This is a genomic window from Planococcus sp. TJ-301, assembly GCF_058268475.1.
Map to the genome: position 1 here is coordinate 1,940,022 of NZ_JBZDOH010000001.1, position 23,327 is coordinate 1,963,348.

At 42.4% G+C, this 23,327-nt stretch carries 20 protein-coding genes; 10 read left to right on the top strand and 10 right to left on the bottom strand.

Annotated features, from left to right (window positions below; genetic code table 11):
• Positions 1–697: 697 nt before the first annotated feature.
• From AC4EHJ_RS09485 to AC4EHJ_RS09505, 5 genes are all read right to left on the bottom strand, one after another.
• Complete coding sequence (locus AC4EHJ_RS09485; protein WP_490975314.1) at positions 698–1,009, bottom strand: hypothetical protein; 312 nt, start codon at positions 1,007–1,009, stop codon at positions 698–700.
• A gap of 98 nt (positions 1,010–1,107) precedes the next feature.
• On the bottom strand, positions 1,108–1,953 hold the full coding sequence (locus AC4EHJ_RS09490; RefSeq protein ID WP_490975315.1) for a LysM peptidoglycan-binding domain-containing protein: 846 nt from the start codon (positions 1,951–1,953) through the stop codon (positions 1,108–1,110).
• A gap of 737 nt (positions 1,954–2,690) precedes the next feature.
• On the bottom strand, positions 2,691–3,521 hold the full coding sequence (locus tag AC4EHJ_RS09495) for an STAS domain-containing protein (protein WP_490975316.1): 831 nt from the start codon (positions 3,519–3,521) through the stop codon (positions 2,691–2,693).
• Between the two features lie 537 nt (positions 3,522–4,058).
• Positions 4,059–5,234 (bottom strand): cytochrome P450 family protein, encoded by a 1,176-nt coding sequence (locus AC4EHJ_RS09500; RefSeq protein WP_490975317.1) that lies wholly within the window; start codon positions 5,232–5,234, stop codon positions 4,059–4,061.
• Positions 5,235–5,689: 455 nt separating this feature from the next.
• The gene (locus AC4EHJ_RS09505) at positions 5,690–6,307 is read right to left on the bottom strand and encodes a cyclase family protein (RefSeq protein ID WP_490975318.1); all 618 of its coding nucleotides are present in this window, start codon (positions 6,305–6,307) and stop codon (positions 5,690–5,692) included.
• 287 nt (positions 6,308–6,594) lie between these two features.
• Here AC4EHJ_RS09505 and zwf point away from each other — a divergent pair, with 287 nt between their 5' ends.
• A complete protein-coding gene (zwf, locus tag AC4EHJ_RS09510) occupies positions 6,595–8,040 on the top strand; it encodes a glucose-6-phosphate dehydrogenase (RefSeq protein WP_490975648.1) in 1,446 nt (481 codons plus the stop codon).
• A gap of 85 nt (positions 8,041–8,125) precedes the next feature.
• Positions 8,126–9,541, top strand: a complete 1,416-nt coding sequence (gnd, locus tag AC4EHJ_RS09515) for an NADP-dependent phosphogluconate dehydrogenase (protein ID WP_490975319.1) — start codon at positions 8,126–8,128, stop codon at positions 9,539–9,541.
• A gap of 120 nt (positions 9,542–9,661) precedes the next feature.
• On the opposite strand, the gene desB is transcribed toward gnd, so the two are convergent.
• Positions 9,662–10,747: a Delta(10) desaturase DesB gene (gene desB, locus AC4EHJ_RS09520; RefSeq protein ID WP_490975320.1), complete on the bottom strand. Its 1,086-nt coding sequence runs from the start codon at positions 10,745–10,747 to the stop codon at positions 9,662–9,664.
• A gap of 740 nt (positions 10,748–11,487) precedes the next feature.
• Here desB and AC4EHJ_RS09525 point away from each other — a divergent pair.
• The 4 genes from AC4EHJ_RS09525 (at position 11,488) to AC4EHJ_RS09540 (ending at position 16,055) form a co-directional block, all read left to right on the top strand.
• Positions 11,488–13,026: a CehA/McbA family metallohydrolase domain-containing protein gene (locus AC4EHJ_RS09525; RefSeq protein ID WP_490975321.1), complete on the top strand. Its 1,539-nt coding sequence runs from the start codon at positions 11,488–11,490 to the stop codon at positions 13,024–13,026.
• 96 nt (positions 13,027–13,122) lie between these two features.
• On the top strand, positions 13,123–14,175 hold the full coding sequence (locus AC4EHJ_RS09530) for a HupE/UreJ family protein (RefSeq protein ID WP_490975322.1): 1,053 nt from the start codon (positions 13,123–13,125) through the stop codon (positions 14,173–14,175).
• A gap of 311 nt (positions 14,176–14,486) precedes the next feature.
• Positions 14,487–15,296 carry a DUF5677 domain-containing protein gene (locus tag AC4EHJ_RS09535; RefSeq protein WP_490975323.1) on the top strand — a complete coding sequence of 270 codons (810 nt, stop codon included), beginning with the start codon at positions 14,487–14,489 and terminating at the stop codon, positions 15,294–15,296.
• A 342-nt stretch (positions 15,297–15,638) separates the two neighbouring features.
• Entirely contained in the window at positions 15,639–16,055 is a 417-nt protein-coding gene (locus AC4EHJ_RS09540) for a hypothetical protein (protein WP_490975324.1), read from the top strand.
• A gap of 284 nt (positions 16,056–16,339) precedes the next feature.
• Here AC4EHJ_RS09540 and AC4EHJ_RS09545 read toward each other — a convergent pair whose 3' ends face one another.
• Complete coding sequence (locus AC4EHJ_RS09545) at positions 16,340–17,596, bottom strand: Y-family DNA polymerase (protein ID WP_490975325.1); 1,257 nt, start codon at positions 17,594–17,596, stop codon at positions 16,340–16,342.
• A 183-nt stretch (positions 17,597–17,779) separates the two neighbouring features.
• On the opposite strand from AC4EHJ_RS09545, the gene AC4EHJ_RS09550 reads away from it, so the two are divergent.
• Both AC4EHJ_RS09550 and AC4EHJ_RS09555 read left to right on the top strand, forming a co-directional pair.
• A complete protein-coding gene (locus AC4EHJ_RS09550) occupies positions 17,780–18,598 on the top strand; it encodes a ComEC/Rec2 family competence protein (RefSeq protein ID WP_490975649.1) in 819 nt (272 codons plus the stop codon).
• A gap of 2 nt (positions 18,599–18,600) precedes the next feature.
• Positions 18,601–18,822: a DUF3006 domain-containing protein gene (locus AC4EHJ_RS09555; protein WP_490975326.1), complete on the top strand. Its 222-nt coding sequence runs from the start codon at positions 18,601–18,603 to the stop codon at positions 18,820–18,822.
• A gap of 83 nt (positions 18,823–18,905) precedes the next feature.
• On the opposite strand, the gene AC4EHJ_RS09560 is transcribed toward AC4EHJ_RS09555, so the two are convergent.
• Genes AC4EHJ_RS09560 through AC4EHJ_RS09570 form a run of 3 tightly spaced genes read right to left on the bottom strand, consistent with a single transcriptional unit; the run spans position 18,906 to position 21,980 of the window.
• A complete protein-coding gene (locus AC4EHJ_RS09560) occupies positions 18,906–21,347 on the bottom strand; it encodes a DEAD/DEAH box helicase family protein (RefSeq protein ID WP_490975327.1) in 2,442 nt (813 codons plus the stop codon).
• On the bottom strand, positions 21,340–21,666 hold the full coding sequence (locus AC4EHJ_RS09565) for a nucleoside triphosphate pyrophosphohydrolase (protein ID WP_490975328.1): 327 nt from the start codon (positions 21,664–21,666) through the stop codon (positions 21,340–21,342). The genes AC4EHJ_RS09560 and AC4EHJ_RS09565 overlap by 8 nt, the downstream gene beginning before the upstream one ends.
• Before the next feature lie 47 nt (positions 21,667–21,713).
• Positions 21,714–21,980, bottom strand: a complete 267-nt coding sequence (locus tag AC4EHJ_RS09570) for a hypothetical protein (RefSeq protein WP_490975329.1) — start codon at positions 21,978–21,980, stop codon at positions 21,714–21,716.
• A 317-nt stretch (positions 21,981–22,297) separates the two neighbouring features.
• Between AC4EHJ_RS09570 and AC4EHJ_RS09575 the strand changes: the two genes are divergently transcribed.
• Together AC4EHJ_RS09575 and AC4EHJ_RS09580 are read left to right on the top strand one after the other, a co-directional pair.
• Positions 22,298–22,732: a very short patch repair endonuclease gene (locus AC4EHJ_RS09575; RefSeq protein WP_490975330.1), complete on the top strand. Its 435-nt coding sequence runs from the start codon at positions 22,298–22,300 to the stop codon at positions 22,730–22,732.
• Positions 22,733–22,806: 74 nt separating this feature from the next.
• Positions 22,807–23,289: a hypothetical protein gene (locus AC4EHJ_RS09580; protein ID WP_490975331.1), complete on the top strand. Its 483-nt coding sequence runs from the start codon at positions 22,807–22,809 to the stop codon at positions 23,287–23,289.
• The last annotated feature ends 38 nt before the right edge of the window (positions 23,290–23,327 follow it).

Genomic DNA, 23,327 nt, shown 5'->3' on the forward strand with positions numbered 1-23,327 from the left:
ACCTTTCATGCCGTCGAAAGGCACTTGAAGTTCCACCCCTGCACTTTCAGCGTTGATGCCTTGAATTTTGATTTCGATGCGGCAGTGTTCGTTCAATATAAAGCCGTTCGGCGGTACAGTGCATATACCTTTAAACAGTGCATTGCCGTCAAAAATATTGTGATCAAGCGCCTGTGTTATTAATAATCATGGATAAGAAGATCAAATGAATTGAAACCGCTTCCATAATATTTCGCATTTAAGAAGCTGTTGTATCATTTTTTTGTTACTGGTATGTACTCCTCTTTGAATTCATTGATAAACTTTTTAAAATTCCTTTCCCTTTTTTAATTAGTTTCCATTTTTTGGACCTAGCACTTTTTCAAACTAACTGAAAAAGTTTTATATTATAGCACTCGGTTTTTATTATTATTGTCACCTCAATACTAATAGTTACTTTTTTTGTTGTCAAACATTTTTTTGAATATTTAAAATTTTTCATTCTTAATAAAATAATGACTAAAGTGCTGAAAATACATTAAAATTCACTGCGCTTGTGCAATATATAAGGTTTTAACAAAACAAAAACCAGCAAGCATCTATCGTGAGCCAATAAAACGAGACAAGGAAAAACACCCCCAGCATGCATGCAGCAACAACGACATGATGGAGGTGTTTTCTAGCTGAATTCAAAAAAGGATCAACGAAACAATTGTATCTAGAGAAAATTATCAAGGATGGGTTTTCCCGCCTCTACATCGGTGAGGAAAACAGAGGGGATGACATCTATCAAGCCCTCAATGATATAGAGATCAAAATAAAATATGGCCAGTGATAGAATCAGGGCTCCGAAACTATACAATGCCGGCGTGATCCAGATTTTTTCTTTGAGGATATAAGAAATGGGCTTTATTTGTACATTTGCTTTCGGGTTTTCGTTTGCTCCTATTTTTCCTCCCCCGGACAAAACCAGGGTTGATAAAAGGGCTTGGCTAAAGCAGCCAAATAGTGGCCCATTGCCTATGGCCATTTTTCTTGAGCTTACGATAAAAAACGGTTGGTCTCCTCTTCTGCAGAAAAAAAACCGCAGCTTAATCTGCTGCAGTTCAAAAACTAAATTAACTTTTTTTATTCCAGTTCTTGCACGGCATAAGAAACCATCTCATATCGCGGTCCTACACGAACCACCGTGAACGTTAAGCGAAGATCATTCCGATTTGCCAAATGCTCGATTGGAGCGTTTCCTTGATACAGATTGATCGCATAGTAATCATTGCCCACTTTCACTTCAATCACGCGGCCATCTGCTAATCCGAAAGGTTCCTCTGTGGTGATTTCCAGTACTTCACCTGTGACTTTAAGCTCTTGAAGCACCTGCAATGTACCACCTGGCAAAGCGATTGTGTTCCCGAACTTGCTTCGTAACGTGTATTTGGTATCGCCTGACTTCACGAAGTACGAGGCAGAAGTTCGATGTATGACCCCAGTGTCCGGATAAAGCGTCAAGATTTGCCCGATTTTAATGATGTCTGATGTTAAGCGATTAAGTCTCTTGATGCTGTCGATTGAAACACCGGTCCGTTTCGAGATGGAGTACAAGGTATCCCCTTTTACCACCCGATAATTTCTGTTATCCAGATTTTCCTGGTTTCCAGACCACGGCTGGTTTTTGTGCGGAATGGCGATTTTTTGCCCGACTATTATTTTGGTGCTTGTGGTGAAGTTTGCTGCCATCAGCTGTTCAACTACCAGACCGTACTTTTTCGCAATGCTGTAGAATGTGTCCCCTTTTTTGACAATGTAATAACTGGCCACTTCAGTAGCTGCGCTTGGTGTACTTACTGGGACAGCAAGTGCAGTTGACGACACTAACGCAAACGACAAGAGAATTTTGGCCATTCGTTTCTTTCCTTCTAACGATTGCGGCTCTTCCTTTTTGGCTTGAGGGACGGGTTTCAAATTAAATTTTATCATCTTACCCCCCTACTTTCCGTTTTTTTTTCACTGCTCTTAGTCCTTAAGTTCCCCATATCGAAGATTAATAATCATTTTTTGTTATTTTTCTGATAATTTTACAAATTATTTTTCTTGATTGGGAGCGGAACAATTTCCAAATAATTTATAAGCTTGTATAAACCAACAATCTACCGTTAGAAACATTAATTTTATCGATCAGCAGATGAATAACGTATAAAATGTCGTGTATAGCCAGAATCATTCCAAATTGTTTCTTTCCCAGGGAAGCTAGATTATCCACTTATTTATAATTTTTTTTGGAATCGCACCTTGATCTTGTTATTACCGTGAACTACGGACTGACAATATGAAAAGAGGATGACTCACTGTCGCTGCTACTTAGCAGATCTGTAAGTCATCCTCTTCTTTTTTCAAGAAGTAACCGCTTTTTTCACTCCACGGTGCGCTTCTTGTAATAAGAACGCAGCAATGCGCTCGATTCCGCGCTTGCTTCAACTCCGCTTTTTTCAGCACCCGAATTGAAGCTGTGTTTTCCGGTGAGCAAGTAGCGGTTATCTTCCTGATACCGAATGCTCTAGCCCCAGTTTTTCCTGCTTACTATTCTACTGTTGCTAAACTCTTCCTCATTCCGTTCCGCGGCCATCTATGGACATAATAGGAAAGGCGCTGCTCCAATGGAGAATAACCACAAACTGCTGAATCCATTTTTCATCAATAAAAAAAATCCATTCAAGTCAATGGATTTCCTGCTGATATTCCTGTTCCTTTAAAAACTGTTGAACCGTTGCATAGGTCTGTAAATCCTTCGTATCGATTCCTACACTCACTGCAGCCTGCGCAATAGAAGGTCTTACCCCTGTAATAACCGGTTGAATTCCAAGGAATTGCAGAACTTCTCTGATCTGAAAAATTTTTCGGGCTGTATACGCGTCGAAATCTTCCACTCCTGAAAAATCAATAATGAGCATTTGGATATCCATATCAACTACTCTGGGAATGACACGAGTTGAAATGTAAGAAGCCCGTAATTCACTGAATCTGCCGATAAGCGGCAAAACAGCCACTCCATTTTTAATGGCCACAATCGGGGCTGCCAATTCCAAGATTTCCCGTTCAATCCTCTCGATTACTTTCACGTTTTCCAGATTGAATTTCTTTGTTGTGTTTCGAATGGCATCATCAAAAATGTAGATAATCAGATGGTAAAGCCGAGACAAATCCCGTGCATCGCTCGTCCCTATTAAACCTCTTTGCTGAATTTCGTGAAAAAGCGATAAACGGAATGTGCTAATAATTTCTATCGTGTCCTTTAGTAACGCCCCATCATAATAAAAGAAGTTGTCAATGTCATATTCCAGTTCCAGGTCTTTTGTTTCTCGCTCAGTGCTAAGCAGACCTGTTGCCACATTATCCAGCAAAACTTCCAGTAAGCTTTTGTGCTTGGCAACCTGTTCATCCGTCAGGTCCAAATTTAAGTGGCCGATCGTCTGGGTTAAAAGATCTTCTGTCAGGGATTTGTTTTCTTCTCTCATGAAGGCGGCTACTTTTTGAAGTATAACGTCCATTCCTCTCTCCTACTTATAGACAATATAAATTGTCTGTTTTCCAATTATATTTAAAAATCATACCATATTGCAGGCTTCTACTACCAGTCCAATCCCTAAATCTACTAAGAGACCGGAGGCATTCATTGTCTCTAAATCCCTTTCTTATTCTATTATTTTAATAACTGAGTGGTACGCTTATATACAGACATTCTGATTGAGCATATGTTGCAATGATTAAATATAGACAATCTACTATTGTGGACACTCATTCCATTAAAATGCTAAAGCCGAGCCAACTGCGCTCGGCTTTTTTCATTTATTTTTATGGCCATCAACCAATTTCGTTCTGGCAACCGCCGTTCGATCCTCAGTCCTCGAGACTGCCCGGTAACCGGCTTGCAGATGCAATGCTCATGGAACAGTGCCTGGCATATCCAGTAGATTTGCATCGTCTCATTCGTCGCCCTATAAAACGAACGCGAACGGGAAAAGCCGCAGCCGAATGTGTTTTGCTGCAGCACCGATGCCCAGCTAGATTGTACAGACGCTTAAAGATCACAAAGAAACAGGAAGTTCTTTAACCCCGCGCACAATCATGCCAGGACGCCATGCCAACTCGCTTTCATCGACTGTAAGCTGTATGTTTCCGAAACGGGACAGCAAGCTCGATATGGCGATTTCGCCTTCCAGGCGTGCAAGCGGCGCACCGAGGCAAAAATGGATGCCCATGCCAAATGCCAGATGCGGATTTTTTTCGCGCGAAAGATCGAAGCGCTCCGGCTCTTCGAATTTATTGGGGTCATGGTTCGCCGCGTTCAGCGCAACCACAACGACATCGCCGCGGTGGATTTTCTTTCCGCGGAAGTCCATGTCCTCGCTTGCCCAACGGGACGTGCTGAATTCAACCGGGCCATTGAAACGGAGCGACTCTTCGATTGCCTGCGGAACGAGTTCCGGCTGTTCTCTTAAGGTCTCTTGCTGTTCTGGATGTGAAATGAGGGCAAGCACCGTGTTGCCGATCAGATTTACAGTTGTTTCATGTCCTGCAATAATCAGCAGCGAGACGAGGCCGTATAATTCTTTTTCGGACAGCCGGTCCCCTTCTTCTTCCGTTTCGATCAGTTTGCTGATCAAGCCGTCATCCGGATTGTCGCGTACCTGCTGGAACCATTGCCCGAGGTACTGGATAAACTGGTTCATGTGCTGATACACACTGACGCCAACTTCTCCGCTCGTTCCTTCAATCATCGAGTTGGACCACAAGCGGAATTTATCGCGGTCTTCCGAAGGAACCCCCAAAATTTCGCAGATGACGACGATTGGGAGCGGAAAGGCAAATTCATCGATCAGATCCACCTTCCCCTTCCCTTCCAGGCCATCGAGCAGCTCGTCCGTCAGTTCCTGGATGCGGCCGCGCATGCCGGAAATCATTTTTGGCGTAAACGCTTTTTGTGCGAGTCCGCGCAGGCGTTTGTGGTCCGGCGGGTCGGAGAACAGCATATTCTGGGTGAAGACGGACATCTCTCCCATGCTGCCGCCGTAGAGCTTCGAATAATCTTTGATGAAACGGGCATCCTTCAGAACAGCTGCCCCGTCTTCAAAACCGGTCACGAGCCAGCCCCGCTGCCCATCTGGAAAGTGGACATAATGGATCGGATCCATTTCCCGCAACTTTGAATAGGCCGGATAAGGATTTTGTATGAATGATGATGAAAACAAGTCTTCGTTCATGTTCTTCATCTCCTTTTGTATCCTATACCCGCTCCGCACAAAAACTTCTCGATCTTTCGGTTTTATTTCAACTTGGAGCTTCTTTTAAATTTGCGGCTGCTGTATACAGAACAGGCCATTGCCTCTCTCGTGTGGCACAGCTCCTAAACAATTTTGATTAAAATAAAAAATTTACAGCAATTAATATTGATTTCGAATAGAAAGAAGCTTCTCCTTAACCTCAGGAGAAGCTTCTTCCGTTCATTGTATAGCTCGGGATGGATAAAGAATTTCTTTGCATTAGATTTGCTTGTCGCAGAATCCGATTTATCCACATGTGGATAAATTTTTAAGCTGCTTTTGTGATTATCCACAAAAGAGAAAAATATGTACCGGGCCATCATTAGCTTCCTTACCGTTGCAATAAATCGAGAGACTTCTACAATCTAAATACTGCTGAGCAGAAACAGATAGGTTTATTCTAGTCCTTCAAACAGCAATACTCGGGCAGGTGAAGCATCCGTGCCGATTAATTTTAAAGGAGCTGCAACCATAAAGTAGCCGCCTTGTTCAATTTCCTTTAAACGCAGCCCTTCTATAATAATGATATCGTTTGCGAACAGGGCTTTATGCGTCGGATGCCCTTCCTGGCTTCTTTCGATTCCAAGAGAATCAATGCCAACCCCTCGAATTCCGACCTCAGCCAGATAGTCTGCGCCGTCTTTCGCCAAGTAAACAAAATCAAAATCAAAAGCTTCCTCAAATGAATTTCTAGTTTTGAATAAAACAAAGTCATCCTTTTCGAGCCCGAATCCTTCCAGGTCCGCTTTTGAAACAGCATCCTCCACTTTCGTCAGATCCAGCACTTTGCATTGCCCAACCAATTTATCCAGTGGTACCGATTCGAATGTTTCTCCTTCAACCATCATATGAAGCGGTGCATCGATATGCGTGCCGGTATGGACATCCAATTCCATACGCGTTTCAGTGACATAGCCGTTTGTCAGCTGATTGAGTTTCGGCTGTTTCTCCGGCTTGTCTTTGTAAACGGTCATGCCTTCATAAATCGAACCTGTGATATCGTACATTTTCATCAAATCAACCCTCTCATTATGGATAATTGTATTATCACCTTCGCATGTTTTTGATCAAGCTGTCCAGTGAAATATTTTTTTAAAAAACGCTAGTGTGTATAATAGTAGTTTTTATGTTTCTTACTAACATAAAAGCGCATAAATCATTATACTAAAACTGTTGCTATACTTAGTCATGGTAAAATCAGAACGATGAAATTAGGAGGATTTAATGTATGAACACTGAAAGTCCTAAAGCAGGATCCAATCCGGAAGATGATTTCATCGGATTTCAAAACGATTGGTCCATGGAAGACATGACCTTTATTTTATTCGGCGCGACGGGAGATCTGGCGCAGCGAAAATTATTTCCTGCTTTGTATAATTTGTATCTTGATGGCAAATTGCCTGACACGGTCTCAATCATCGGTTTGGGCAGAAAATATTCTTCAGACGAGGCATTTCAATCGAAAGTGGAAAAAGCGCTTCACGCCTATTCCAGAAGAAGCGTTCAACTTTCAAATTTGCAGGAGTTTTTAACAAAGTTCCGTTATTTCACTTTTGACGCGACAATTAAAGAATCTTACAAGAGCCTGCTCGAATTGGTTGAAACACGAGAAAATGAGCTGGGGATTCCGCAGAATCGGCTGTTCTATTTGTCAGTGGCGCCAAGTTTAGTGGGTGTCATCACGTCCAACCTCCACTCTAGCGGCCTGGACCAAAACCAAGGCTGGAAGCGCCTCATTATTGAAAAACCATTTGGAAGCAATGTGGAAACTGCCAGACAATTAAATCAAGAATTACTGAAAACATTCAGCGACGATGAAATTTACCGAATTGATCACTACCTGGGGAAACCGATGGTGCAAAGCCTCAATACCTTGATTTTAGCCAATCCGGTGTTGGACTCATTGCTGGACCAAAAACTGATTTCCAACGTCCAGATTACAGCAAGTGAAATTGTAGGGGTGGAAACCCGGGCTGATTATTACGATAAAGCAGGCGCTATCCGGGATATGGTGCAGAACCATCTTCTTCAACTTGTCATGATGACAGCCCTCTACCTGCCGGAGAACTTAACGGAGAATAAGATTCGGGCCAAGAAAACAGAAATCATCGAGTCTCTTCGGCCGATCCGGAAAGAAGAAGCGCATCAGCATGTTGTCCGCGGCCAGTATGAAGCCGGCGAGATCGATGATACCCCGGCCATCGGCTATAAAGAGGAACCCGGGGTCGACGCTTCCTCTAAAAATGACACTTATTTCGCGGCACGCTTGTCGATTGACCACCCAGCTTGGGAGGGAATCCCTTTTTATATACGCACCGGGAAACGGATGAACAAGAAGTCCACACAGATTGTGGTCGAATTTAAGCACAAGATGGTCGTTTCCGATAGATTGCAAGGAACTTCTCCAAATTTACTGGTGCTTGAAATCAGTCCAAACGATAGCATTTCGCTGCGCGTCAACTTAAAAGAACCCTCCGGCAATCAGTTTAAGCCGGTGTGGATCGACTTCTCCACCAGTTCGGAAAATCATCCTGAAGCCTATGAACTTTTGCTGTTTGATGCCATCCTCGGCGATTCAACGTTCTTCGCCCATTGGAGAGAAGTCGAGCTTTCCTGGGAATGGATCGAGCCATTATTAAACGCGTATCAGGAAGATCTGCTGCCTTTGCATTCTTACCGCGCAGGTTCAACAGGTCCCGAAGCTGCAGAAGAGCTGCTGCAGAAAGATCAACACAAATGGTGGTAATATAAGCTTTCAGCACAGAAGGATTTAAAAAGAAACACAGGAAAATCGGTGTTTAACTTATCATAAAAGAATGGAGCAGCATACTATGAAACAGCAAATCGGCGTTATCGGTTTAGGCGTAATGGGCACGAACCTCGCATTGAATATGGAAAGCAAAGGTTATTCGGTAGCCGTCTATGACTATTGGACAGAGCGGGTCGATGAGCTGTCCGCTAAAGAAGCCCAGGGAAAAAACATCCAAGGCGCATACAGCATCGAAGAGTTTGTCTCTTCCTTGGAAACACCCCGCAAGATTTTAATGATGGTCCAGGCCGGCAACACGACCGATTCGGTTATCGAATCGCTCATTCCCCATCTTCAAAAAGGGGATATCCTGATGGACGGAGGAAATTCGTTCTTTAAAGACACAAACAGACGGACAGCGGCAATCGAAGCGGCAGGCCTGCATTTTATCGGGGCAGGCATTTCCGGCGGCGAGGAAGGCGCCCGCAACGGCCCTTCCATCATGCCAGGCGGATCGAAAGAAGCCTACGAACACGTCCAACCGATACTCGATGCCATTTCAGCGAAAGTGGACGGGATTCCGTGCAGCACGTACATGGGCCCTGACGGTGCTGGCCATTATGTGAAAATGGTCCATAACGGCATCGAGTACGGCGATATGCAGCTGATTTCCGAAGCGTATTTCATCATGAAACAGGCATTCGGACTTAGCGCCGAGGAAATGCATGGCATATTTGCGGAATGGAACAAAGGGGAACTTGACAGTTACCTCATCGAAATAACCGCAGACATTTTGGCCAAAAAAGATGACGAAACCGGCAATCCGCTCCTCGACCAGGTGCTGGATGCGGCAGAACAAAAAGGGACAGGGAAATGGACAAGCCAAAACGCATTGGACTTAGGCGTCTCCCTGCCGATCGTCACAGAATCTGTCTTTGCCCGGTTCATATCTTCTATCAAGGAAGAGCGCGTGGCGGCAAGCACGTTATTGAAAGGCCCTGAACCCCACATTCCTGCAGGCGATTTTCAGGAGTCTATCGAAGCCATCCGCAAAGCACTGTACATGAGCAAAATCTGTTCTTACGCTCAAGGCTTCGCCCAAATGCGCGCAGCTTCCCTTGAATACGGCTGGAACATCCCTTACGGCGATGTCGCCATGATTTTCCGCGGAGGATGCATCATCCGTGCTCAGTTCCTGCACAACATCAAAGAGGCTTTCGACCGCAATCCCGAACTGCCTAACCTGTTAGTAGATCCGTACTTCCAGGAAACTATCGAAGAATACCAGTCCTCCCTCCGCCAAGTACTGGCGTTGGCCATCCAGCAAGGAATTCCAGCACCCGCTTTTTCAAGCGCCTTAGCTTACTTTGACAGCTACCGCTCTGCGGTATTGCCAGCGAACCTGATCCAGGCACAACGGGATTATTTTGGCGCCCATACTTACAAGCGCATAGACAAAGAAGGCATTTTCCATACGGATTGGTCATCTAAATCATAGAGAAAACGAATTGAGTGAAAATAGTAACCAACAAATTAAAATTCGTCCCATAGAAAAAAAGCCGGTTCATCATGAACCGGCTTTTTACATTCATTAAATTCTTTCTGAACCAAGCTTACTTTAAGCCTGTTTTATTCTATCTTTAGTGTCGCTGTAATTCATCGGCCGCGGCTCAATGGCTTCGGGATTCAGACCATTCCCGAGTGACCCATAGGCCAACTGGGCCTGAGGATCAATCAAGTCTTTTCCGTTGTAATACACTCGAGGAGTCTTCCATAACGCTTTCAAAGCACTCGACATCGGCATCTCATGGTAGCGGCTCGGCCAGTTATCCTTTATATGTTCTTTTACCAAAGGATAATACTTCGAGCTCATGCTCGGAAATATATGATGCTCTGTGTGATAAGAAAAATTGAAATGCAAAAAGTCAACCCACCGAGGAACCGTCACCGATAAGGTATTGGCTAACGGATCATTCACCGGAACAAGTGGATTCAATCGATGATTAGTCGAAATATAGCCCATTACAATTGCATTCGCAATTAAATGAGGGATTAAAAACATAAATAGCCAGTTTGTGATTCCGACAAAGAAGATCAAACCTAGCCAAGCAACCCATGGCAACAAGAACTGGAACCAAACTGCCGGTCGTTTTTCAGGCTTAAACTCCTTGATATAAGCGAAAAATATTTTAGTCGAGTGCATGGTGAAGGTAAAACTCAAAGCGAAAAACTCCAGAAATGCACGGACTGAAAACGGCAATCGATAGATAATTTTCAGCGCAGGATTTTTGTCTAAATCTTCTTTTGACAACCACGTATCCGGATCTTTCTCTTCATGTTGAGTGTGAACATGATGCGTCATATTATGCCATTTGCGCCAAAGTTTTGGTCCCGTAAGAAGCGGAAAAAAGAAAACAGCTCCCAGAAAATCACGCAGCCAAACTTTTTTCACTACCGTTCCGTGCAAAATTTCATGCCCCAGGAATCCCATCGCGGCAAAACTTGTTCCAATGACAAAGGCAATGGCTATGTTCGCAAGAAAGGGTAGATCATATATACCAATAGCAAGCATTCCTGCAATTGTAATAAGTAAATAAGCCAGGCCGCCAAGCAAACGTGCTGGAACCGGTTTATATGCATTTTTGGGCAGATGCGGCGATACTTTAGATGCATACCAGCCAAATGAGTGAAATTCTTTATCCAAAATTATTTCCTCCAATTAATATAGAATATCTTTTTCTTTTCTAACAATGAGGTATGATCAAAAAACTGGTGCCGTATGGCTCAAATAAATAATCACACTTCAATTTACATCCTCTATAGGTCGAACAAAACAGCTTAACGATGTGATCCGTATTACGTGGATTAAATAAATACTGTAGATCATATTGAACCAGCATTCGGTTTAGTGGAGCCAGGAACAGTGCTCCGGCGTGTAAACCAGCGGAACTAAAGTATCAAGTTATGATTTTAAGTTTTAATCCCTGCTTTACTATAAAGGTTAATGTTACAAATTCCTAATGATTTGATAAGCTTTTATTAAGTTTTCGTTATAATGTTGCTGCTAAAATCCCCGTTGCCTCTTGTATTTCTTTTACACGCTTTCTTTGAGAATGGCAGAGAGCCATCGCTTGATTCAGCTGATTTACTTTTGGTCTCCTACGCCGTCTCCCCCTGGCACGTGCTGCTTTCAATCCACCTCTACGAAGTAACTCGCCAATTTCAATCAATTGTTTTGTTGCCCCCGTTAACCGATCGAGTTCTCATTTACACCGAGGCTCGATTTAACAACCCAAAATTGTATAGAGAAAAGCCATTTTTAACTTACAAAATATAGATAATAAATTAAAAAATTTACAAAATTTTTACATTAAATTCATTCGCCAACAACAACGCCTCTTTATCATTACATGAGTAATCAAAAAATGTTAGGAGGAATAAAACATGGGATTTCGCGTAAAAAAGAACACATTTCCAATCATCGCTACAACGGTTTTGGCCGCTACTTCCTTTACAGCTCAAACTTTTCTCACTGCCGACAGTGGACAGAAAGTGGAAGCAAACGAAGTGTCTAAAGAAGAGGGAAAGCGGAATAATGCCACTTGGCTAGCTGGCGACCATCACATTCACAGCGAATGGAGCGTCGGCTGGGACAATTCCACAAACCCACCAACGCCAATCCGTGCCGGAGATGCCATTTACCCAACGGTAAAAAATGCAGAAAACGCTAAAAAGTATGGACTTGATTGGATGGTCACAACAGATCACGGCGGCCCAAACCATTCCAAAGTTAACTTGGAGCAGGCTTATCCTGAATTGCTGAAGTCCCGCGAAGCCATTCCTGACGTTCTCCAGTTTTATGGGATGGAATTTGATACGCCAGCCGCTGACCACAGCTCGCTGATTATTCCGAAAGGCGATCAGGAATCACAGGTCCTTTATAACATCGAAAGCAAATTCAATAAGCGCGAACCTTTCCCGAACGACGGCAGCAGGGATACGGAGTCCACGATGATCGAAGCGCTCAATTACATGAAACAATTGGATGAAGGCGAGCAACCGATCCATATTGCGCACCACCCTTCCCGTTCAGCAAAAGGTGACGGCGCATGGGGCCAAGATACACCGGAAGAATTCCGCAATTGGAACGATCTGGCACCGAATATCTCCATCGGAATGGAAGGGGCTCCTGGCCACCAGGCTGCCGCGTTGGCCCCGGATGGCACGCTGGATGATGGCGCACGAGGCGGTTACGGCAATTACCCGACGCTTGGCGGCTTTGACCAGATGACGGCGAAGGTTGGCGGACTGTGGGATTCGATGCTGGGTGAAGGAAGACATTGGTGGATCACTGCGACTTCTGATTCGCATGTCAATTGGCGCGAGGGCGGCAGTGATTTCTGGCCGGGCGAGTACTCGAAAACTTACGTAAAAGCCGAAAAAGATTACGAGGACATCATGGAAAGCCTGCGCAACGGCAATGTTTTCGTGTCAACGGGCGACCTTGTCTCGGAACTTGATATGAAAGTTCAAGCAAACGCCAAATCGCCGTTGTTCGCGAAATCCAAAGGGAATTCAGCTACTATCGGCGAAACGTTAACATTGAATGGCAAAAAGGCCAAAGATGCAACCGTGACGATTCGTTTGAAAGACCCCAATGCGGCGAATGCCAACGGCGACAAGCCTTCAGTTGACCATATCGATTTGATCATGGGAGAAGTCAACGGAAAAGTAGAAGACCGTTCAACCGCATCAAACCCGACGACGAAAGTCATCAAAACGTTCACCGAAAAAGATTGGACGCAAAAAGGGGAATATATTGAAATCTCGTATACATTGAAAGATGTAGAGAAAGACAGCTATATCCGCTTGCGCGGCACCAATACGCAACAGACAGAACCGGAAATCGACCCACGCGGTGAAGATCCATGGACTGACCTTTGGTTCTACTCGAACCCGGTTTTTCTCAAGACAAGCAAGTAAATTCTTGTACTGCTAGATGGCGGGGAGATTCCTATCTCCCCGTCTTTCCTTATTTTTTACCCTACATACATAATATTAAAAATTGGAGTGGATTTTGTGAGAAAGCTTTGTTTATTTCTGTTGCTGATTATTTCGATGACTTCTATTCTATCTCCTACCGCATCTGCACATACGAACAATAGTGTAGGATACTCCCTCATTGATGTGAATGGCGACACCCTGGATTATGAATTGAAACTGGACCTGACAGAACTGGGCCATTCCATGAATAAAGAAATGGATGAAGGGTCCCTATTCGATGAACAAACCGTTCAGGATTATATCAATACCCATATTGAACTTTATGCAGACAGCGAAAAAATAGAAGGAACCATCCAAAGCACCAGCGTGGAAACAATGGAAGAACGCCAATTTGCTGTCATCAACTTAAGTTATCAACTGGACCATAAACCGGAAAAATTGAGCTTGGTCTACAATGTATTCCTGGATGATTCCGATCCAAGCCATGCCAACTATGCAACGGTCAATTTAGATGGCGAACAGCAAGAAGGCATTCTTTCTTACGAATCACGAGAGCTTGAAATCGGAGAAATGGGCTTGGTTCAAAGCGCGAAGCAGTTTCTATTGCTTGGCTTGGAGCATATCTTTACTGGATATGACCATATCCTGTTCGTTATTAGCTTATTATTTGGAGCAAGGACCATCAAACACATTCTCGGATTGGTCACGGCTTTTACAATCGCTCACAGTATCACGTTGATTCTTGCCACATTGGAGATTGTGCAGTTGCCTGGAAAACTTGTGGAATCCGCTATTGCGTTGAGCATTATCTACATCGCGCTCCTGAATATTTTCAATCCCAACTCCAAACACAAGCCATGGCTCGCCTTTGGATTCGGGCTGATCCATGGATTCGGCTTTGCGGGAATCCTTTCCGAAATGCGGCTTGATGGAAGCCAGCTGGTCACATCACTGTTGTCGTTTAATATTGGAATAGAAATAGGCCAGCTGCTAATCGTGTGCTTGGCATTCCCCGTCATCTTATGGCTCAAGAAACTCACATTCAAACCGGCCAAATGGGTCATCCCAGGAACATCAACAGCCATTTTAGCATTTGGATTAATTTGGTTTGTGGAAAGAGCTTTTTAATTTAAAGAATATGACACGAGTGAATTAACAGATGAATTCTAGGTAGACTAAGAAAGTTTATTAAAATATAAAAACTGAGCTCTCAAAAGAGAACTCAGTTTTCGGATTTTATAAGTTATATAGAAGAAACTTTTCAAACCCTTCCTCTGCATATACGGTACAGAGTATTCTTGACGTGTTTTCTTAAAGCAAATTTCCCCAGCGATTTAAGGCTTTCAGTAATTACAATCTCTTTGTCCATTAGTAAAAGTATCGTGGTAAATTTCTTTGAATACCTAGTGATATAATATTTATATGCAAAGGGGGATGTTATGAAAACCAACACTGAAATTGACGCTATCCATAAAGAATTACAAGAATCTGTCTGTAATGTTTATGAGGCAATGACTTTTATTGAGAAAAGCGCAGAATTTCAACGTCACGATCCACATTTGAAACAATACTTTTATCACCTACACGTTAAAGCAATTAGAAACTTTCAAGCCATCAACGTGTTAATCAGTAGTAAGGATTTACAAAATGGTTACGTTGAAGCAACTGTATTATTAAGGGTAATGACTGAAAGCTACTTACATCTCTGCTACTTAATGCAAACCTCTAAAGAACAAATCTTAAAAGAATATAAGGAATTAAACGATCTAAAGATAAAGCAAACGCTAGATTTAGAAAATCCTGCTAATACATTCAAAATAAGAAATAAAACTGAAGAAGATTATTTTGAAAACTTGAGATTCGAGTATAGTAATAAGAAAATAAAAGTACCTATACACCTTAGAAATATGTCCGTGTTAGCTGATACAACTCATAATAAAATTGTTTATCATGCTATTTATGAAATGTTTAATACATATGTTCACTTCAACCCTTCAACTTATATTTCTTATGGAACTGAAAAGGAAGACGGCAGTTTTACTTACAATTCTTTTGAACGGAAACCTTATCTTGAAGCACGAATTCTTTTCTTCGCCGTAAATATTCAAATGATTTTAGCACATAAATTAATTCTATATTTTAAAATTACAATAGCACCGACAAGTGTACTAGAGGGTTTCAGTCGTTGGGTCAAATTTGCAGAAGAAAAGAAATCTGCAATATTCCATGACACGGACGATTATATATAAGAAGGTCAGTCATAACCAGATTAAGGTTTTCTATCACTAAATACGTTAACAAAACAAGAAAGGCTTCTCTATCTTCAGCAGCCCATTCTTTTTTTTAGGTTCTCAACTTATTGCCAGTCTATCCTATTCCTATAGATATTTATCTAAGGTTATCTCAGATACTGTCAAATAGTGCTGATTTAACGTTTCAAGTGATTGATGGCCGGTTTGCTGCGCGATAGTCGGTAAATCTGCGCCTGCCGCGTGCATGGCCACCACTTGGCTTTCCTGTAATCTTCAACAAACGGACCGAATTATGAAACAACAAAATGCTAATAAAGGACTGAGACTATGGAAGTACATATGAATTTAGATCAAGCAACTTTTCATGTAGAAAAAACGAAATCACTGAAACTAAAAGAAGTGAATTTTAAGATTAAACCTGACATTAAAGAACACAAACGATTGTTTAGAACCCCAATATATAAATTAACAATTATCGCAGAAGTAAATAATCAAGTGTATGAATTTGAAGGTTATAATCTCAACCATATGTTGATTTCACAGCTAGAAAAAGACCCTTCAAGATTTTTAGTTGGAGCAGAGCCACCATTTTTGTGTGGAACTAACTGGCCGGCTAGTGGAATATCTGAAGTTGTAGAGGCAAATAATGTACCTTTGGATTCCCTGATCATAACAGATGGAAATAATGTCATTGCTACAGTTTATAATGATGAGATACCTATATTGACTAACTGGTTTAAAAATTTAATCAATTAATAGTAGTAATGTCGGAGGGATTTTTTTAGTTACCAATACCTTAGTGAATACTATTGCTAACTTCTTTTTAAATGGAAAACCTTCCGTAATGATTAGTTTATCTGACATGCTATACGAACTTTATTTTGAAGAATCTATTAAAGAAAACGCATTGAATTCTTATGGAAATCTCAATGCTAACAAATCTGTAAAAGCTAATAATAAAATTTAAAATATTTAATTCCACTAATTTAAATACACTTCTTTGTTTAGATCTGAGCAAACTTTGCTCGGCTTTTTTTCGTTCATTTCTTATGCCCACCAATCAATTTAGTTCTGGCAACCGCCGTCCCCGCCTCCGTGCCAGACACTGCCCGATAGATGGCTGCATACCCGTAACGATTCCGTATGTTGTCCATCGCTGCCCCCAGCTTCCGGTTCTCCCATTTACGGTCCTCGAACAAACTTAGCTGCATGGAAGACTCCTCTTCCAGATTGTGGATGGACAACGAAATCTGACGGACCGGCTTGCCAATATAATGCTCATGGAACAGCGCCTGGCATACGCGGTAGATTCGCATCGTCTCATTCGTCGCATCGTCCATCGAACGCGAACGGGAAAAGCCACCACCGAAAGCCGTCTTGCTGTAGCCGACGCCTAACTGAATCGTGCGCCCTGCCCGCCCCGCCTGGCGCGCCCGCATAGCCACAGCCTCACACATTTCCAGAATGATCGTCATGATGTCTTCCACTTCGATGTAATCGCGGTAGAGGATCTGTCCCTTACCATAGCTGACTTGCCCTTCCACAAGCGGAGCACCGAGTTCCGACAGATCAATGCCGTTAGCATGCTGATAAAGCTGGTGGCCCAGGATGCCGAACTGCGCTTCAAGCCGGCTCACATCCGCGCAGGCAAGGTCCCCGACCGAGAAGATGCCCATGTTGTTCAGGTTGTACTCGGTCCGGGAACCGATGCCCCACATTTTGCTGAGAGGCGTAACCGGCCAGAGCTTTTTCGGTACGTCGTCGTAGCCCCATTTGGCAAAGCCGGTCTTCTTCGCTTCCAAATCAAGCGCAAGCTTCGCCAGCAGCATATTCGGCCCGACACCTACGGCAGATGGCAACCCGAACTGTCGTATGATGGCATCCTGGATGTGCGTGATCAGAACGTCTGGCTTCCCCCATAACTTTTGGACATCGGTAAAATCGATAAAACTCTCATCTACGCTGTAGACGTGGATACACTCCGTTGGAACAAACTTCCCCAGCAATTCCGTAATCGCCATCGACACCTTGAGGAAAAACTCCATCTTCGGTTCCAAGAGTCGAATCCGCGAATCACCTGGTATTTCGAAAAGTCGCGTTCCGGTGCGGACGCCGAATTCCTTTTTCATCCTGGGAGAAGCAGCCAGCACAACGCTGCCTTTACGCTCCTGATTGCCTACCACTGCAATATACGCCTCCATCGGATCTAACCCGGCCTCGATGGCTGCACAGCTGGCATAGAAACTGCGCATATCGATGCAGGCAATGATGCGTTCGGGCAATTCCTCTGTTTTCATATCAACCACTCCTTAAAACAAGAACATTTGTTCTTATTCTATACCACGAAATGTCCGGGAACAATCCACTCTCATTCGGTCTAAAGAATTATATTGTTGAAACACCATCTATGACTTATGATGAGGGTATATATAACTTACAGGAAAGAAGGAGATTAGTTGAAAAATATTACGAGCATTTTTATGGCACTGGTTCTCTTGGTTGGGATTGTTTCCGTACCGTCACCTTCCATCGCAGCAACGCCTACAATGAAAGTCCATTTCATCAACGTTGGGCAAGGAGACGCTACCTATATCAAGATGCCTGGTGGAGAAGATGTGTTGATAGACGGTGGACGCCAAGGGCAAGGCGATGAAGTCATCGCCTACCTGAAGAAAATGAAAGTGGACGACATCGAAATCATGATCTCCACGCATCCCGATGCCGATCACTTAGGTGGCTTGGATGAAGTCTTGAAAGCTTACCGGGTGGAATCAGTCTACGCACCTAAGGTAGCGCATACCACTGATGCTTATGCCAACTTCTTGAAAGCCGTGAAGGCAGAGAAACTAACAATCAAAACGGCAAAAGTGGGTGTGAAGCTACCACTAAAGACAGTTACCGCGAAATTCGTAGGACCGGTCCGAGAATATGGCAAGAGCGATCTGAATAACTGGAGCGCTGTGTTGCATGTCACATACAACCAGAACAAGTTTTTGTTCACAGGGGATGCGGAAAAAGCTTCGGAGAGTGACATGGTAAAAGCCAAGCAGACACTTCTTGCAGATGTTATTAAAGTTGGACATCATGGGGCGAAAACCTCATCCAATGCAGATTTCCTCAAAATGGTGAAACCGAAATATGCGGTTATCAGTGTCGGCAAGAATGCCTATGGCCATCCGACTGCCGAAGTGTTGAACCGATATAAGCCCTACAAATCTCTTGTTTATCGGACCGATCAAAAGGGCAATATCATCTTCACTTCGACAGGAACCAAAATAACTGTCGCGACGGTAAAATGACGATGAAACCGATAAAAGGAATCATCGATCGGTTTGAAGAGGATATCGCAGTAGTGGAGATTGATGGGATTACCCAAGACTTCAAAAAGAGCATCTTCCCTGAATCAGCTGAACCGGGCGACTTTGTCGAGATCAACGGAGATCAGGTGATTATCCTTAAAGAAGAAACCGAGAAGAGAAGAAAAGAGATTGAAGAGTTGATGGAAGAACTTTGGGAAGACTAATCTAAACTTCGTTTATAAATAAAAAACTGGGCTCTCAAAAGAGAACTCAGTTTTTTTACTTTTATTGAATATAGACTAAAACTTTAAAACCTTGCTGTTTTGCTCTGAATTAAATTCTTTGCTTTTCTCTCAAAATAAGCATGTAGCCTATACTCTACTATTTCATCCGTCCAGTTATAGAGTAATTCCAATTCTTCATTCACAGGTGCTAAGCTAAAAGAAAAAGAATCTTTACCGTTAAAAACAACCAAATTTTCTTTTGCACTGTCGCTCCATTTAGTCATCGGCATATCGGCTATCAAGAATGCCATTTTCTTTTCATCGTAGTTGCGTAGCCCTTTGCCTTTGGTATCGCTGAAATCCGCTTTGAAGCGGTATTCTTTTTCCATTAAGAATGAATGGAAGAACGGGGCCGCTTCAATCGATGAAACTGGCTTAAACCAATCCCTCGGCCCCCGGGAAAGCATGTATTTTAACAGCACCATTTTGTAACTTTTGTTCATACCGGTTTTTTCAACTTCCAAAAACCAATTTTTGTATTTATACCAAATCCCCTCTTCATCGGGAGTTAACTCATCTGCATATGCCAGCATTCCGAAATAGCTGCCAAACTCCTGTTTGACGGTTTTAGACGTTGCATTGGCCTGCAAGTGAAATTCCAAATACGTTGGACGGCGGCCGAGTTCTTTCTTCAGCTCGTGATAAGTCATAACCAGCAATTCTTTGCGCGGCGCTCTCTTTTTGCGCATCTCTTCCAGCAGATTGACTACTTGCAGATCAAGGTTGAAGCCGCACATTGCCGGCACCAAGGGATGGATGGCTTTGTTTTCCTTGCCTTCTCCTCCTTGATCAAAAACTGCAAGCTTCAAGTCTGCGTTACGGTAGTTGCCTATAAAGTCGATGATAACGCAATGGGATTTCCCTTCCGAGATGCGCAGGCCGCGGCCGATCTGCTGGGTATAGACCGCCAGTGATTCGGTTGGCCGAATGAAAAGAAGCGTATCCACTTTCGGAATGTCCACGCCTTCATTGAACAGATCTACTGTAAAAATCACTTCAAGAGCTCCAGAATCCAGCCGCACTCTCGCCCCTCTTCTATCTTCAGAAGGCGATCCCCCATGCAAAGCCATTGAGCTAATTCCCTGCTCCCTGAAGAAAGCATCCATATACTGCGTTTGCTTTACAGAAGAACAGAAGACGATAGTGCGCGTCTGCTTGTGCTGTTGCCAGGCATCCAGAATTTTTTGCGCAAAATCTTTCCGCAGCTGCACCTGCATCAATTCTAGCTCGCTATAGCGCGTGCCCCGCCACGGAATCGAAGAATAATCTGTATCGTCATAAACGCCGAAATAATTGAAAGGCGACAGCCAATTGCGCTCAATAGCGTCTAGGAAATGAATGGAAATTGCGACGTTGCCATCGCATAGAGCATAGACGTCCTTATTGTCCATCCGGTCAGGCGTCGCCGTAATGCCCAATAAGAATTGCGGTTCGAAATGATCCAGCAGCCGCTCATACGTCGGCGCTGCCGCGTGATGGAATTCATCCACGACAATCAAATCGAATTCATCTTTGGCGAAGCGATCCAAGTGATACTGGCTGCCCAAGGTGTAAATAGAAGCGAAGATAAAATCTGCTTCGGTTTCTTTTCGGGAAGCATTATAAAAAGTACTCGTCCGGTCTGGATGAACGTGCTTAAAGGACTGTTCCGCCTGGTAAAGGATTTCTTCCCGGTGCGCCACGAACAGCACCCGCTTGAATTTCTCCGCAAAGAATGCGGCCAAATATGTTTTTCCAAGCCCAGTGGCCAATACAACCATTGCCCGGCTATAATCTTCGACCATCACGGTCTCCAATGCCGCCAGCGCTTCCTGCTGGGCTGGGCGCGGTGTGATATCGGTTATGTAAGGAGCCGGTGTTCCCAGCACTACCTCGGCGGGTATTGTATCAAACGTCATCTCTACTTCTTCTGCTTCCGACCAAACCGGACTGATCGGCCGCTTGAGATTCGCTTCTTTATGTAGGGCTTCATATTCTGCCAAAGTTTCCTGGTTCAGTGAGATGGTCTGCTCCGCATAGAAATGTTCATTAAAGCGGATCACCGCTTCCTCGAACACTTCAGCGTCCACTGACGCTGGCACAATCAAGTTCCATTCCACTCCTGTTGTCAGCGCGGAGGCAGAAAGGTTGGAGGATCCGACAATCAGATGGGAGTTCTGAGTCCCTCGGAACAAATAGGATTTCGGATGGAACGACGTCCCGCCGCTTTTCCAGATACGCACTTCAGCATCCGGAACCTGTTCCAACAACATTCGCAACGCTTCCGGCTGGGTGACGAACAAGTAGTCACCGATAAGCAATTTAACCGGCACTCCTCTTTCTATGGCTTGCTTGAGGATCGGGAGAATTATTCGGACCCCTGATTTCATGGCAAAAGCCGTAATCCAATGAATCTCGACTGCGTCTTTTGCAAGCCTCTCCAAATGAGTGCCCAATTGTCTTGTAACAAATTCCAGTTTAGTCATCTTCAACCTCAATCAAAAAGATACGCTGCTCGAAACCACCACGTTTTTCCACTTTTGATTTCCGCACTTCTTCAAGTTTTTCAACAGAAGAACCGTGAATCCTCACCGCAGCATGGAGCAGTTCCAAAATGTCCGCAAGTTCTTCTACCGATTCTTCGTTAGTTTTTGCTTCGTTGTATTCTTGAAGTTCTTCAGTTAGTTTCTTTTTCAACTCAACTATGTATTCATCTTCGGACAAAATACGTGTGGAAAACCCTGTTCCGGTTTTGGTAATTACGTTGGGTATTAAATCGCGTACTAGTTTATTGTAGATTGGCATTAGAATGCTCCCTTTTATTATAAATTTTATCCTCACTTATTGTTATTTCACTCTTTTTCTTTTTTATATAACGAAGACATATCACCATTCATTCCCGGATAAGCATATAAAGATTTGCAGTAATTTATCGTATCAAACTTTTTTAAGTACTTCTTTGCAAAGTTTGGAGAAAGAAATATTACTCCATCTATTTCTTCAAAATCTAGAATACTTTCATAATCTATCACTGCAATTTGATCTGCCTTGTTTTTTTTTAAATCATTAACCCACATACATGTATCAATGTTTCTTCCTAAAACAACGTCAATAATCATTAGTTTGCTCCTTAATAATATTTGTTTAATTAAGTCTGTACCTCAATACAGAATTATTTAAAAGTATTAAATCAATGATTAATATTCCTTTAAACCTTGATTTCAATATGCAATTCTTACAAAATAATAAACTTAATAACTTTTCGTTTTCAGTCAGGTCTCGAATTATTTCCCAAGTATTTTAGGTGTTCCTCTTTTTTGGGTATATATAAATTATTTGAAAGAAATATTTCTTTCAATTCTTTTTAGTTTAAATCCAGTTGTTGCTTCCCTTTACTTATTATGATTTATTCTTTATGAAAGCGAGGTTATTATTTGTGGAGTTTAAAAATGTTTCAACCACTCGTTCGAATAATATGAAGGCAATTAGATCAGTCTCCAAATTAGAGGATGAAGTTTCAAAAGCTTTATGGAAAAGCGGAATTCGCTATAGAAGGAACGTGAAAAGCCTGTTAGGTAATCCAGATTTTGCAATTAAAAAATATAAAATTGTTATTTTTATTGATTCTTGCTTTTGGCATGCATGTCCAATTCATGGAAATAAACCAAAAAACAATAAAGATTATTGGGAAAAAAAATTGGCTAAAAATGTTGAAAGAGATAATTTTGTAAATGGTTTTTATAATAATAAACAATGGAATATTTTAAGGATATGGGAACATGATTTAAAAAATGACTTTGGCACTACATTAGAATCTATCGTAGATTTCATAACACAAATTAAAATAAGCCAGGCGCTAAAGAATCACTAAAATATATTATAGACTTATTTTTTTGAAAATTGTACCATTAATAAAGGAAGTAAAAACTAATAGGGAGTGATATTTTGGAAAAAATTCACGGCGAATTACTTTTTAAGTTTGAACGTCTTAAAGGTGAAGTCTTAATTGGGAAAAAAAGAATTAAAGGAATGGCAAAAGGAGAAACCTTACCAGCTGATGAATTTGTCTCTGGTCCTCATATTTTGCATGATTTAATTCGTGGATTTTATAAACCAAAAGGAAAAGCATATCTTCTCTCGTATCAAGCAACTGAACTTAGTGAGAATTATGGGAGACAGATAGAATGGGATGTTCCTGAAGAAACTTTCTCTTATATAAATATGCTTCCCCCAAGCAAAGAAAAAGATAATAGAAAGAAAAGTGATATTGCAGCTGCCAGATATAATTTAGAACATAAAATCCCCATAGGAATTTTATTTCGGCAAGATAAAGGAATAAATAAGATCTTGGGACTAGGATTAATTATTGAAGAAAATGAAAATGGAGTATTTAAAGTGAAACCTTTTAAATATACAGATTTAATATAACTAAAATCCTACTGTGCATGAAATATATTTAAAATTGG

What these genes read in the sequence shown, in the direction of transcription:
- AC4EHJ_RS09545 (WP_490975325.1), bottom strand. Translation starts at nt 17,596, where the DNA reads ATGAAAACAGAGGAATTGCCCGAACGCATCATTGCCTGCATCGATATG.
- AC4EHJ_RS09570 (WP_490975329.1), bottom strand. Translation starts at nt 21,980, where the DNA reads ATGATTATTGACGTTGTTTTAGGAAGAAACATTGATACATGTATGTGG.
- AC4EHJ_RS09560 (WP_490975327.1), bottom strand. Translation starts at nt 21,347, where the DNA reads ATGACTAAACTGGAATTTGTTACAAGACAATTGGGCACTCATTTGGAG.
- AC4EHJ_RS09505 (WP_490975318.1), bottom strand. Translation starts at nt 6,307, where the DNA reads ATGAAAATGTACGATATCACAGGTTCGATTTATGAAGGCATGACCGTT.
- AC4EHJ_RS09490 (WP_490975315.1), bottom strand. Translation starts at nt 1,953, where the DNA reads ATGATAAAATTTAATTTGAAACCCGTCCCTCAAGCCAAAAAGGAAGAG.
- AC4EHJ_RS09500 (WP_490975317.1), bottom strand. Translation starts at nt 5,234, where the DNA reads ATGAACGAAGACTTGTTTTCATCATCATTCATACAAAATCCTTATCCG.
- AC4EHJ_RS09535 (WP_490975323.1), top strand. Translation starts at nt 14,487, where the DNA reads ATGAAAACCAACACTGAAATTGACGCTATCCATAAAGAATTACAAGAA.
- AC4EHJ_RS09540 (WP_490975324.1), top strand. Translation starts at nt 15,639, where the DNA reads ATGAATTTAGATCAAGCAACTTTTCATGTAGAAAAAACGAAATCACTG.
- AC4EHJ_RS09525 (WP_490975321.1), top strand. Translation starts at nt 11,488, where the DNA reads ATGGGATTTCGCGTAAAAAAGAACACATTTCCAATCATCGCTACAACG.
- zwf (WP_490975648.1), top strand. Translation starts at nt 6,595, where the DNA reads ATGGAAGACATGACCTTTATTTTATTCGGCGCGACGGGAGATCTGGCG.
- gnd (WP_490975319.1), top strand. Translation starts at nt 8,126, where the DNA reads ATGAAACAGCAAATCGGCGTTATCGGTTTAGGCGTAATGGGCACGAAC.
- AC4EHJ_RS09555 (WP_490975326.1), top strand. Translation starts at nt 18,601, where the DNA reads ATGAAACCGATAAAAGGAATCATCGATCGGTTTGAAGAGGATATCGCA.
- AC4EHJ_RS09550 (WP_490975649.1), top strand. Translation starts at nt 17,780, where the DNA reads ATGGCACTGGTTCTCTTGGTTGGGATTGTTTCCGTACCGTCACCTTCC.
- AC4EHJ_RS09485 (WP_490975314.1), bottom strand. Translation starts at nt 1,009, where the DNA reads ATGGCCATAGGCAATGGGCCACTATTTGGCTGCTTTAGCCAAGCCCTT.
- AC4EHJ_RS09565 (WP_490975328.1), bottom strand. Translation starts at nt 21,666, where the DNA reads ATGCCAATCTACAATAAACTAGTACGCGATTTAATACCCAACGTAATT.
- AC4EHJ_RS09495 (WP_490975316.1), bottom strand. Translation starts at nt 3,521, where the DNA reads ATGGACGTTATACTTCAAAAAGTAGCCGCCTTCATGAGAGAAGAAAAC.